This is a genomic window from Ensifer sp. 1H6, assembly GCF_001976035.1.
GTDB classification, from domain to species: Bacteria; Pseudomonadota; Alphaproteobacteria; order Rhizobiales; family Rhizobiaceae; genus Ensifer; species Ensifer canadensis.
The window spans coordinates 320,293-332,756 of sequence record NZ_MOAI01000001.1 but is presented as its reverse complement, the minus strand read 5'-3'; the positions used below and the strand labels follow the sequence as shown (position 1 = coordinate 332,756).

General features: G+C 60.3%; 11 protein-coding genes. 5 read left to right on the top strand and 6 right to left on the bottom strand.

The features are described 5' to 3' along the window. The first annotated feature begins 4 nt into the window (after positions 1–4). From BKP54_RS01470 to BKP54_RS01450, 5 genes are all read left to right on the top strand, one after another. A complete protein-coding gene (locus BKP54_RS01470; RefSeq protein WP_084814071.1) occupies positions 5–907 on the top strand; it encodes a sugar phosphate isomerase/epimerase in 903 nt (300 codons plus the stop codon). A 59-nt stretch (positions 908–966) separates the two neighbouring features. Beyond that, a complete protein-coding gene (locus BKP54_RS01465) occupies positions 967–2,199 on the top strand; it encodes a sugar ABC transporter substrate-binding protein (protein WP_025430390.1) in 1,233 nt (410 codons plus the stop codon). A 306-nt stretch (positions 2,200–2,505) separates the two neighbouring features. Then, positions 2,506–3,408 (top strand): sugar ABC transporter permease, encoded by a 903-nt coding sequence (locus BKP54_RS01460; RefSeq protein WP_025430389.1) that lies wholly within the window; start codon positions 2,506–2,508, stop codon positions 3,406–3,408. Beyond that, positions 3,405–4,232 (top strand): carbohydrate ABC transporter permease, encoded by an 828-nt coding sequence (locus tag BKP54_RS01455; protein ID WP_025430388.1) that lies wholly within the window; start codon positions 3,405–3,407, stop codon positions 4,230–4,232. Before BKP54_RS01460 ends, BKP54_RS01455 begins: the two co-directional genes overlap by 4 nt. After that, the gene (locus BKP54_RS01450; RefSeq protein WP_025430387.1) at positions 4,229–5,299 is read left to right on the top strand and encodes an ABC transporter ATP-binding protein; all 1,071 of its coding nucleotides are present in this window, start codon (positions 4,229–4,231) and stop codon (positions 5,297–5,299) included. Before BKP54_RS01455 ends, BKP54_RS01450 begins: the two co-directional genes overlap by 4 nt. A 76-nt stretch (positions 5,300–5,375) precedes the next feature. Here the strand turns inward: BKP54_RS01450 and BKP54_RS01445 are convergent, their stop codons facing one another. The 6 genes from BKP54_RS01445 to BKP54_RS01420 form a co-directional block, all read right to left on the bottom strand. Further along, the gene (locus tag BKP54_RS01445; protein ID WP_057207066.1) at positions 5,376–6,257 is read right to left on the bottom strand and encodes a dihydrodipicolinate synthase family protein; all 882 of its coding nucleotides are present in this window, start codon (positions 6,255–6,257) and stop codon (positions 5,376–5,378) included. Positions 6,258–6,284: 27 nt separating this feature from the next. Next, positions 6,285–7,904 carry an ABC transporter ATP-binding protein gene (locus BKP54_RS01440; RefSeq protein ID WP_057226011.1) on the bottom strand — a complete coding sequence of 540 codons (1,620 nt, stop codon included), beginning with the start codon at positions 7,902–7,904 and terminating at the stop codon, positions 6,285–6,287. Further along, positions 7,897–8,820, bottom strand: coding sequence for an ABC transporter permease (locus BKP54_RS01435; RefSeq protein WP_025430384.1), 924 nt, complete (start codon positions 8,818–8,820; stop codon positions 7,897–7,899). Before BKP54_RS01435 ends, BKP54_RS01440 begins: the two co-directional genes overlap by 8 nt. An 11-nt stretch (positions 8,821–8,831) precedes the next feature. Further along, a complete protein-coding gene (locus tag BKP54_RS01430; RefSeq protein ID WP_084814070.1) occupies positions 8,832–9,743 on the bottom strand; it encodes an ABC transporter permease in 912 nt (303 codons plus the stop codon). Between the two features lie 91 nt (positions 9,744–9,834). Further along, positions 9,835–11,334 (bottom strand): ABC transporter substrate-binding protein, encoded by a 1,500-nt coding sequence (locus BKP54_RS01425; RefSeq protein ID WP_057216823.1) that lies wholly within the window; start codon positions 11,332–11,334, stop codon positions 9,835–9,837. A 27-nt stretch (positions 11,335–11,361) separates the two neighbouring features. Next, entirely contained in the window at positions 11,362–12,246 is an 885-nt protein-coding gene (locus BKP54_RS01420; protein ID WP_084814069.1) for a DMT family transporter, read from the bottom strand. Positions 12,247–12,464: the final 218 nt, after the last annotated feature.

Genomic DNA, 12,464 nt, shown 5'->3' with positions numbered 1-12,464 from the left:
TATCTTGACGAACCCTGCAAAATCCATCCGCATCGGCACCATGATCTCGGCCACCAAGGGTGGCGCCGACAAACGCATCGACCAGATCGCCGAAATGGGCTTCGAAAGCTTCGAACCCTTCTTCTGGCAGACGACCAATGGTCAGGACCTTGCCGAGCTCGGCAAACGTTGCGTGGAGGCGATCGGCGGCCGCGACATCACCATCTCGACGCTCGGCATGTTCGGAAACCCGCTTGAGACCACCGCGATCGACGAACAGACATTGCAGGGTTGGCGAGACTGCATCGACAATGCCCATCATTTCGGCGCTACTTGCGTTGCCGGCTTCACCGGCCGCATCCGCGGCAAGCCGTTGACCGACACTCTGCCGCGCTACAGGGAAATCTGGTCCGAACTGTCAAAGCGCGCGGCCGACAAGGGTGTGAAGATTGCCTTCGAGAATTGCGCCATGGACGGCAACTGGCAGACCGGTGACTGGAACATCGCCCATAATCCGGATGCCTGGGAACTGATCTTCAACGAGACGCCGGACGACCACATCGGGATCGAGTGGGAGCCCTGCCATCAGATGGTCTATCTGATCGATCCACTGCCGCAGATCCGCAAATGGGCGACAAAGATCTTCCACGTGCACGGCAAGGACGCGACCATCCGCTGGGACGTCATCCGCGAACACGGCATCTTCGGCAAGGAGAAATTCGTCTTCATGCGCACGCCGGGCTTCGGCGACACCAATTGGACCGACGTGATTTCCGAGCTTCGGCTGGCCGGCTGGTCCGGCTCGATCGACATCGAGGGCTGGCACGATCCGGTCTACCGCGACGCATTGGAGATGACCGGCCAGGTCCATGGCCTGAACTATCTCAAGGCTTGCCGGGGCGGCGACTTCGTCGCCGATCCGGTCTGAGGTGTGCATATCGGCCGGCATGGAGGATGCCGGCTGCGGGATGACCAAAGGAGGAGAAAATGGCTATCCGCGGATCCGCAATCCTGGGCGTTCTCGCCCTTGCAGGTGTCTCTTTGTTCGGGCTCTCGGCCAAAGCCGAAGACGTCACGATCAACGTCTGGTCGCTCGATCGCGACATCCAGCCGGCACCGAACCTGATATCGGACTTCAACAAGTTGAACGCCGGCATCAAGGTCGAATATCGCCAGATCCAGTTCGATGATGTCGTCAGCGAGGCGATGCGAGCCTATTCGACCGGCCAGGCGCCGGACATCATCGCCATCGATAATCCCGAGCATGCGCTGTTTTCGTCGCGCGGCGCCTTCCTTGATCTCACCGACATGATCGCCAAGTCGACGGTGGTCAAGACGTCGAACTATTTCCCCGGGCCGCTCGCTTCCACCATGTGGGACGGCAAGAACTACGGCCTGCCGAAGGCAACCAATACGATTGCGCTCTACTACAACAAGGACATGTTCAAGGCGAAAGGCCTTGATCCGGACAAGCCGCCCCAGACCTGGGACGAATTGGTCGATGCGGCGCGCAAGCTGACGGATCCCGCTGCCAACGTCTATGGTCTCGCCTTCTCGGCCAAGGCGAACGAGGAAGGGACATTCCAGTTCCTGCCCTGGGCGCAGATGGCTGGCGGCAGCTACGAGCACATCAACTCGGACGGCGCGGTCAAGGCGCTCGAGGTCTGGAAGACGATCATCACCGAGAAACTGGCCTCGCCGGATACGTTGACTCGCGGCCAATGGGATTCGACCGGCACCTTCAATTCAGGCAACGCCGCCATGGCGATCTCCGGGCCATGGGAGCTCGACCGCATGGTGAGCGAAGCGAAGTTCGATTGGGGCGTGGCACTGCTACCGGTCCCTGAAGTTGGTGCGGAGCGCTCTTCGGCCATGGGCGACTTCAACTGGGCGATTTTCTCCAACACGCAACATCCGGCCGAAGCCTTCAAGGTGCTCGAATATTTCGCCTCCCAGGATAACCGAATGTTCAAGGACTTCGGGCAACTGCCGGCCCGCTCCGACATCGCCATTCCTGAAACCGGCGTGCCGCTCAAGGACGCCGCCCTCAAGGTGTTCAACGAGCAGCTCAAATACGCAAAGCCGCGCGGTCCGCACCCGGAATGGCCGAAGATTTCCAAGGCGATCCAGGATGCGATCCAGGCGGCCCTGACCGGGCAGATGGCGCCGAAGGAAGCGCTCGATCAGGCGGCCGAAAAAATAAAGGCGGTGCTTGGTTAAAGCATATCCAGGAAAAGTGCGAAGCGGTTTTCCGTCGGGGAATGCGTGAAAACAAAGAGCTGGAGCGGTTCTGTGGCGCGTCAAAGCCGGAAACGCTCTAACCTCTTGAATGGGGCGAACGTGCTTCTGGGCGTGCCTTGAAGTGCGTTCGCCACCCCGATCAAGCAATGCTCCATCGTACTTAGGCGCTGGAGCGGAAAGCCAGGAAATTTGTGCCGGCTGTCGGCATCAGTTCGGTCGTTCTAGTTTTGCAGGTCGAGACGCGTGCCGCCGATGTCGGCTGCCATCTCGGCGGCGGAGGAGCCCATGAAACGATTATTGTCCAGCATGATCGACGGTCGCGGTTTCGATATCGGCCTCGTCAGCCTGCCGCTTGCGTTCCTGCTCACTCTGTCCGGGCTGCCGCTGCTCTACAATATCATCATGAGCTTCCAGGAAGTCGACATGTTCAGCCTTGGCAGTTTCTGGCGCCCTTTCGTCGGCCTCAAGAACTACCGGGATTTGTTCGCCCAGCCGGAAACTTGGCCGATCCTTGCCAACACGGCGACCTTCGTCATCGCCTCGATTGCCGGCCAGTTCCTCGTCGGATTTGGCCTGGCATTGTTCTTCTGGACGAACTTTCCGGGCGCCTCGTGGCTGCGCGGCCTCTTTCTGGTCTCCTGGGTGATGCCGGGACTTGTCGTTGGCGCGATCTGGAACTGGATCCTCTCCGGCGACTTCGGCGTGCTCAACTTCATCCTGCGTGAAACCGGTCTCATCAGTGGCAATATCTTCTGGCGCTCGGACCCCGATTTTTCCCTCTGGGCCGTGATCATCGCCAATATCTGGCTCGGCACCTCGTTCAACATGATCCTGATGTCAGTTGGCCTTTCGGCAATTCCGCGCGATCTCTACGAGGCGTCCGAACTCGATGGCGCCAATGTCTGGCAACGCTTCTGGACGATTACGCTGCCGATGATGCGTTCGTCCATCGGCGCGATCATCGCGCTGGGGCTGATTTTCACCCTGCAGCAGTTCGATCTTTTCGCGGCAATCACCTCGGGAGGGCCGAACAATGCCTCGAACGTCACGCAATATTGGGCCTGGGACCTCTCTTTCCGGCAGTACGACTTCGCCAAGGGCGCGACCATTTCGGTGATCATGATCGTCTTCGTAATGATCGCCTCGGTCGTCTACGTGCGCTCGACACGGCATGAGGTGCGCGGATGAATACCGTATCCCGCGACCGGTTGATGCTGGCAATCGCAATCGTTCTGGCCGGCATCTATCTGTTCCCGCTCTACTGGATGTACATCACCACGATCAAATCCGGTTCAGAGATGTTCGCCACCCCGCCGACCTTTTGGCCGACGGATCCTCAATGGCACATTTTCGGCGACGTCTGGCTAAGTCGGAACATGGGCCGCTATATCTGGAATTCGCTGGTTATCGCCTGCGGCGCCGTCGCGGTCATCACCGTGCTCGGTGTCGGCTGTGCCTATGTCCTGGCGCGCTATCGCAACATATGGGTCGATATCGGCCTTTTCCTTGTCCTCATGCTGCAGGTGCTTCCGGCATCGCTGATGGTGACGCCGATTTTCGTCGGCTTTTCTCAGGTCGGGTTGCTCAACTATCCCAGGCTTGCGGTCATCCTGGCGATTGCCGCCAAGAGCATGCCGTTTTTCGTGGTTCTGGTGCGCGCGACCTTCATGAGCGTGCCGCAGGAACTGGAGGAGGCCGCGCTTGTCGACGGCAATTCGCGCGTCGGTGCCTTCTTCAACATCGTCCTGCCGCTCGCGCGCAATGGTATTCTCGTCAGCGCCATCCTGATCTTCATGCAGGCCTTCGGTGAGTTCGTCTATTCGAAATCCATGATCCAGGCTGTCGAACTGCAGCCGGCAAGCGTCGGGCTGAATTCCTTCATGGGGCCGAACACCAACGAATGGAACAACATCATGGCCTATGCGGCGATCTACGTGACCCCGATCCTCGCCATCTTCGTCCTCCTGCAACGCCGCATCGTCTCTGGCCTTACCTCGGGAGCGCTCAAATGACCGCCCAGATCGAACTGACCAACGTCAACAAATACTATGGTGCCTACCACGCGCTGAAGGACATCGAGCTTTCGATCCGCAAGGGCAGCTTTACAGCGCTGGTCGGTCCATCTGGCTGCGGAAAGTCGACGCTGCTGCGGTCCCTCGCAGGGCTCGAGAGCATATCGTCCGGCACCTTGAGGATCGCCGGCGAGGTGATGAACGCCGTGCCGCCGCGCAAGCGCGATGTGGCGATGGTGTTTCAGTCCTACGCGCTCTATCCGCATATGACGGTCGAGGAGAACCTGACCTACAGCCTGCGCATCCGGGGAGTTGCGAAGGCCGAACGCAAGAAGGCCGCAAACGAAGTCGCAGCCGTCACCGGGCTCACCCATCTGCTCGGGCGCTATCCGCGGGAGCTTTCGGGCGGCCAGCGCCAGCGCGTGGCGATGAGCCGGGCAATCATCCGCCATCCCAAGGCGTTTTTGTTCGACGAGCCGCTTTCGAACCTCGATGCAGCACTGCGCGTTCATATGCGCAAGGAAATCCGTGCGCTGCACGATCGGTTGGGCGCCACATCCGTCTACGTCACCCATGACCAGATCGAGGCCATGACGATGGCTGACCACGTCGTCATCATGCGCGATGGCGTCATCGAACAACAGGGGAGCCCGCTTGAACTCTACGATCGGCCGGTCAACAAATTCGTCGCCGGGTTCATCGGATCCCCGGCAATGAATTTCATACCCGCCGTGGGGGGCCAGGATGGACGCTCGGTCATCCTCGACGTCGGTGTCAAACAGGCGATCGTCCTCGATCGGCCTGTGCAACCGGGGCAGGCCCTCACCGTTGGATTGCGTCCAGAGCACATCGAGATTGCCGAGCCCGATAAAGGCGCTCTCTCTGTCCCGGTCGCGCTGCTCGAATCGACAGGGGCGACGTGTTTCCTGACGATGGCAACGACGCCGGAGCTTTCGGTGGTCTTCAATGGTCGATCGAGTGTGACTGCGGGCGACAAGGTCGGCCTGACCTTCGCGCCCGCCAACATTCACCTCTTCGACGCGCAAACCGAACGGCGGTTGCCCTAGCGCCTATGCGGCGAGGGCATGGCTCCGGCCGCTCGGGGGAAACGCTTATGCGTGTGGTGCTGTTTCGGCACCCGCTTCAAAGGAGCCCATACCGGTGCAGGATCTCCTCGATCTGGTCGTCCTGGGTCTTGTTGGGCAGCAGGGCCGGCTCGCGGCTGGCACCAACGGAGCTGTCCTGTAGAAAGAGCGATCGCTTCACCATCGCAGGCGCAAAGCCAAGCGCGTAGAGATCCGTGCGGAAGGCCGAATAAATCGCCTGCTGTCTTTCGGCTTCGGCAATGTCGCCTGAATTGAAGGCGTTCAAAATTCCCGCCAGCACGTGCGGCATGGCATTGCCGAGGCCCGATATGCAGCCGGCCGCACCGTTTTGCAGCGCCCACAGCACCAGATGATCAGGGCCTGAGTAGACTTCGAAACCCTCAACGTCCCTGGCCACTTCGAGATAGGCTTCGAGCGTCTCTTTTGCTCCGCCGGAATCCTTGATGCCGGCGATGTTGCCGTGCCCGGAAAGCCTGCGCGCGGTCTCCGGCTCGATATGGTTCTGGGTGCGGGCCGGAATATCGTAGAGATAGATGGGGGTTTCGACCGCGTCCGCAACGGTCGAGAAGTGACGGATCAGACCATCCTGGGTGCAGGCGATGAAGAACGGGGTTATCACGGCAATACCATCGACGCCGATGCGATCGAATTCGCGTGCGAGTTTCAGCGTTTCGAAGGTTGCGGGCATGCCGGCATTGACGATGACCTTGACGCGGCCGGCGACCTCATCGACGACCTCCTCGGTCAGGCGCACTTTCTCGTCGTAGGTCAGGGCGCTGAAATCACCGTTCGTACCGGCGCACATGATGTTGTTGCCGGCGTCCACCTGTCGGCGGACCTGAGCGCGCGTCGCGTCGTAGTTGATCGTCTCATCGTCGTTGAAGCAGGTAACGAGCGCGACAAAGGCTTGCTTGGACATTGTTATCTCCAGTGATGGGAGCGCTCTCTAGGAGGCGCATTCGAGGCGGGCGGCGCGATTGGCCGCCTGGACGTCGGGATCCGGATCAAGTCCGGCAGCCAGAAGCGCGCGCGTATAGTCTTGGCGTGGGGTCTCGAAGACCTCACGCACGGTGCCGAGTTCGACGACATTGCCCTTCTGCATCACCATGACGTGGTCGGCGAAGTCGCGAACGACCGGAAGATCGTGGGCGATGAAGATGAAGGCAATGCCAATGTCCTTGCGAAGCTTGTCAAGGAGGGCAATGACCTGGGCCTGAACCGAGACATCGAGCGCCGAGACGGCCTCGTCGCAGATGATCAATTGCGGCTCGAGCGCCAGCGCTCGGGCAATGGCGATGCGCTGGCGCTGACCGCCGGAAAACTGATGTGGATATCGCCCCATATGTTCCGGCCCAAGGCCGACCTGAACCAGAAGCTCGGCGACGCGCTCTCGCCATTTCGCCTTCGGCAGGATGTCCGGATGGATCACCCATGCCTCGGAGATCAGCTGGTAGACGGTCATGCGCGGATTGAGCGACTGGGTGGGGTCCTGAAACACCATCTGCAGGTCGCGCCGCAATTTGTAGAGTTCCGCCGGCGACAGCTGGAAAAGGTCACGGCCCTTCCATAGCGCGCTGCCGCTGTCGGGCTCGTCCAGCCTCAGCAGGATGCGGGCGAGCGTGGATTTTCCCGAGCCGCTTTCGCCGACGACGGCCATGGTCTCGCCTGGCATGAGGTCGAAGGAGATGCCTTTCAGAGCTTCGAAGCTGCCATAGTGCTTGCGGACGTCGCGAACCGACAGGACGGGCTCGCCGCGCGCGCCCGGCGAATGCATCTTGCCCTTTCCGGGGGCAGCGGCGATCAGCTTACGGGTGTAGGGATGTTGCGGGTTCTTGTAGACATCGCGAACCGTTCCCGCCTCGACCAGTTCGCCCTTTTCCATCACCACGACGCGGTCGGCAACCTCGGCGACGACGCCAAGGTCATGCGTGATGATCAGGACTGCCATGCCGGTTTCCTGCTGCAACTCCTCCAGAAGCGCCAGCACCTCGGCCTGAACAGTCACGTCGAGCGCCGTCGTCGGCTCGTCGGCGATCAGCAGATCGGGGCGGAGTGCAAGCGCCATGGCGATCATGACGCGCTGGCGCTGACCGCCGGAGAACTCGTGCGGATATTTGTCGAGCGATTTCTCCGGGTCGGGAATGCCGACGCGGGTCAACAGCCGCAGAGCTTCCGCCTGTGCCTCGGTGCTTCCCGTGCCGTGGGTCGTCAGTGCCTCACGGATCTGCCAGCCGACCGAATAAACCGGGTTCAGGTGGCTGAGCGGATCCTGAAAGATCATTGCGATGCGGCGACCGTTCACTTCGCGGCGCTTGTGTGTCGGCATCGTCAAGAGGTCGACGCCGTCAAGCAGGATCTCGCCCGAGCTGATACGGCCGGGCGGCATGTCGATCAGGTTCATGATCGCCGACGACGATACGGACTTGCCTGATCCGCTTTCGCCCAGGATCGCCAGCGTCTCGCCGCGATCGAGGTGATACGAGATGTTGCGGACCGCTTTGACCACACCCATCACGGTGTGAAATTCGACCGAGAGGTTGCGGACTTCCAGCAGATGGTCAGCCATTCTTGCGACCTTTCATTTCCAGGCGCCAGCGCTGGACGGGATCAAGGGCGATGCGCATCCAGTTCGAAAGCAAGTTGAGCGACATGGTCGTCAGGATGATTGCAAGGCCGGGCCAGAAGGACAGCCACCAAGCATTGGTGAGATATTGCCTACCTTGAGAAATCATCAGACCCCAGGTGATTTCGGGCGGCTGAATGCCGATGCCGAGGAAGGAAAGCGCGCTTTCCGCCAGCATCACATAGGCAAAGTCGAGGGTCGCCAGCGTCGTCAGCGTTGGGAGGACCACGGGCAGGATGTGCCGGAAGAGGATGCGCTTGCTGGAGGCGCCCATGACGCGCGCAGCTTGCACGAACATGCGCTCGCGGATCTCCAGCACCTCCGCGCGGGTGGTGCGCAGATAGACCGGAATGCGTGTGATCGCGAGAACCAACATCAGGTTCAGGATCGACGAGCCGAGGACATAGAGCACGATAACCGCGATCAGCAGCGACGGGAACGACATGATGACGTCGGCCAGCCGCATGATGACCTGGTTGACGCGCTCGGAGGAAAAACCAGCGATCAGACCGAGCGTGGTGCCGACGATCGCGGAGATCGCGACGGCGCCTGCGGCAACCATCAGCGTGTTTTGCGTTGCCACAATGATGCGGGCAAACAGCGGACGTCCAAGCGCATCCGCCCCCATCCACCAGACCCAGCCGCGTTCCCATTCGAACGGCGCTGCATTTCGGCCGCGCAGGTTTTGCTTCGTCGCAAGGTCGCCAAGCCAGCTCGGCCCGACGATCGCCAGAATGAGGACTGTGATCAGAAAGATTGCAGCGCACAGGGCGAACTTGTCCGCCCACAGCATGCGCGCCATGCGAACAGCAAAGGTCGGTTCCTGGGTTATCGCCGTATCTGTCGTCTGTAAGGTCATGGCTGAACTCTTCAATGACGGATGCGTGGATCGAGAAGCGTATAGGCAAGGTCGATCAACAGGTTCATGACGAAAATCGCCAGCGCGGTCACGAGAATGGCGGCCAAAACGACGTTGAAGTCACGCTGCAGGATGCTGTCGATCATCAGCTTGCCGACGCCGGGAAAACCAAAGATGGTTTCGACGATGACCGCACCGTTCAGGAGGCTCGCGGCCTGGTCGCCGATGACGGTGATGACGGGAAGCATGGCGTTTCGCAGCGCGTGGATGAAGATGATCGGTCCGGACTTCACGCCCTTGGCGCGTGCCGTCTTCACGTAGGCAGACGAAAGCGCGCTGATCATCGAACCGCGAACGACCTGGACGATGATCCCGAACGGGCGGACGAACAGCACGCCGATGGGCAAAATCCAGTGCAGGAGCGAGCCGGTGCCGGATGTCGGAAGCCAGGCAAGGTTCACCGAGAAGACGACGATCGCGACAATGGCAAGCCAGAAGTCCGGGACGGCCGCGCCGATCAGCGATATCACCGAGGAGAGGCGATCGAAAAAACCGCCGGCGCGGAACGCGGCCAGTGAGCCGACGACGATGGCAGCGCCCGTCACCAGCGACATGGTGATAGTGGCAAGCCAGAGCGTCCACACGAAAGCTTCCAGAACCACATCGAGTGCCGGCCGTGCCTTGCGCAGCGACTCGCCGAAATCGCCGGTTACGATGTCGCCAACGTAGCGGGCAAACTGAACCATGATCGGATCGTTAAGGCCGTGGATCTCGCGAAACTGGTCCTTCATCTCCGCCGAGGCTTCGACGGGAAGGAACAGGGCGGCGGGATCTCCCGTCAGGCGCGAGAGGAAAAAGACCATCACGATCAGCCCGATAAGGGAAATCAGGCTGGCCAGGGCCCGTTTGCGAATGAAGCTCATCTTTGTGCCTCTCGATTGCATAGGGCGGCGGGATCCTCCCGCCGCCTTGATTGCGTCTGTCACTGGCGGATTTCATCATCGCCAGAACGGATCACTTGATGCCGATCTCCGAGAGCTGAAGCATCGAGTTGGTCGCCATGGTGGGCTTGAAGTCCAGGCGTTCGGAAACGCGCGAGAATCCAACCATGTGGAAGAGCAGCACGTCAGCCACCACTTCATCATGCACATAGGCAATGGTTTCAGACCAGAGCTTGGCGCGTTCTTCGCCGACAGCCGCCGAGGCGCGCTTGATCAGATCGTCGACCTTGGGGTCTGAAAAGCCCGACTGCGTGCCCTCGGTCGCGTATTTGAAGAACATCGAGAAGGACGGGTCACCCTTGGAGTTGTCATGCATGGCAGCAACGAGCTGCGGCCCGCGACCTTCCTTGAACGGCTTGGAATAGTAGCCTTCATGTTCGGCCACTTCGACGAACTTGAGATCGATCTTGAAGCCGACTTCCTGCAACTGCGCCTGGATGGCTTCCATGATCTCGGTCACGTTCGGGAAGTTTGCCGAGCGTGCGATGATGGTGATCGGTGTATCGACCTTCACGCCTGCGGCCTTGGCTTCCTCCAGAAGTTTTTTCGCGGCTTCTGGATCGAAGGGGAAGACCTTCACGTCGGGGTTCCAGCCGAGCGTCGGGGGCGGCACGATCGCGGTGGCGAGCAGCGCGCTATCGGGAACCAGAGTACCCAGGAACGCCTGACGGTCGATGGCCATGTTAAGGGCACGACGAACGCGCACATCGTTCAGAGGCTCGATATTGTGATCAATGCGCAGATAGACGGTCTCGCTGTCGAGATAGGAGAAGTCGGTCTTCGGGTTGGTTGCGTCGAGCTGCGAGATCGAGGGCGAGAGATCGGCTTCGCCGGCCTGAACCATTGCGGCTCGGACTGACGGATCTGCGCGGAACAGGTAGGTTGCTTCCGTGACCTGCGGCTTCTGGCCCCAATAGTCATCGCGCCCGGTCAGGACGATCTGCTGGCCCGGCGTCCAGTTGGTCAGTTTGTAGGGGCCGGTGCCGATCGGCTCGCGGATGAACTCAAGTGGCGTTTCTTCCGGAACGATCGTGACGAGCGACATCAGCAGCGGCAGGATCGGCTGAACCGGATCCGCGCTGAAATCGATCGTGTGATCGTCGACGACATTGGCAGTAACCGTCATCCCGCCGAAGTATCGACGAGACTCACAGGCATTCTTGTCGCTCATGATGCGGTCGAAGCTGTGCTTGACGTCCTTGGCGTCAAAGGTCGTGCCATCAGAGAATTTCACCCCCTGGCGAAGATGGAAACGCCAGCTTCCGTCTTCATTCTGCTCCCACTTTTCGGCAAGGCGCGGCACGACGCCCTTGTCGCCGCGAACGTCGAGCTCGGTCAGGGTCTCGCTGACATTCTGCATGATGACGCGGCCGATGTTCGAGCGGGTTGCCATGCAGGGCTCGAGCAGATCGGCCTCCTCGGCCAGCACGATCTTGATCGGTCCCGATGCGGCAAAAGCAGGCGACATGGCGGAGCCCAACAGGAGCGCCCCCAGGATAAGCGTTTTCTTCATTGCATTTTCCTCCCTAGAAAGTCTCGTTCAGTCCGGCGTCTTGCCAGACCTGAATTTTCCGGAACGCGCGGCGATCAATGCGGCGCAGCATATGAGTGCGCCGCCGCCGATGGTGGTCAGCGCGACGGTTTCGCCGAACAGGGCAAATCCGCCGAAGGCCACAAGCGGCAGGCGTAGAAAGTCAACCGGTGCCACGACAGTCGCCGGCGCCAGCGAAAAGGCATGGGTCATCAGCCCCATGCATGCGGTGCCGACCACGCCCTGAAGCGCAAGCAACCCCATTTCCCTTGGGCCAGGAATGGCGAAAAACGGGATGGCGAGCAGCAGGGCGATCGGCACGGTCAAGAGAAGGTTCCACACGACGAGCGTCGACGTGGCGTCGCCTTTCGACATGGATTTCAAAATTAGCTGGATCGCTGATTGAAGCACGGCGCCCGCAAGCGCCAGCGAGATCGCCAGCGTGAAGCCCGTCGCGGACGGGCCGATCACCAGCATGGCTCCGGCAAAACCAAGGGCGACCGCTGCAATCATCGCCGGGCCCGGACGTTCGCCCAACGTCAACGCTGCACCCAGCACGACAAAAATCGGAGAGGTGAAGGCGATGGCGGTGACGTCGGCGAGCGGTCCCCAACTGAAGGCGGCGAACAGCGCGATCATCGCCAATAGTTTGAAGCCGGCGCGCAGGGCGTGCTGGCGCACCGGATGCGTGGTGCGAAGAACGGATGGGCGAAGCGCAATCCAGGGAAGAAGGATGAGTGCGCCGAAGAACGCCCGGAAAAATCCGATGACGAACGGGTGCACGGCGCCGCTCAGCGCACGCACGATCACGGCATCTGTCGCGGCGAGCGTTGCTGCTCCTGCTGCAAAGACGACGGCCGTCGTAGCCTGGTGGCGACTGCTGGCGCTGTACATGAAGGTCCTCCGTCCCCGGCATCCTTGCGCCGTGTTGTCATGACCATCTATCTTTCGGCAAAGTTTGTCAAATCGTTTTCTTATGTAAAATTATTGATCGCGGCTATTGTTTACAAATAACAAGCAATATCAGATAGTTGCGTATGATAGCATGGTTGATGTGAGAAATTAAATGACATTAAAGAACTTGACAACTTTGGAATTTGGATGATTTTCGA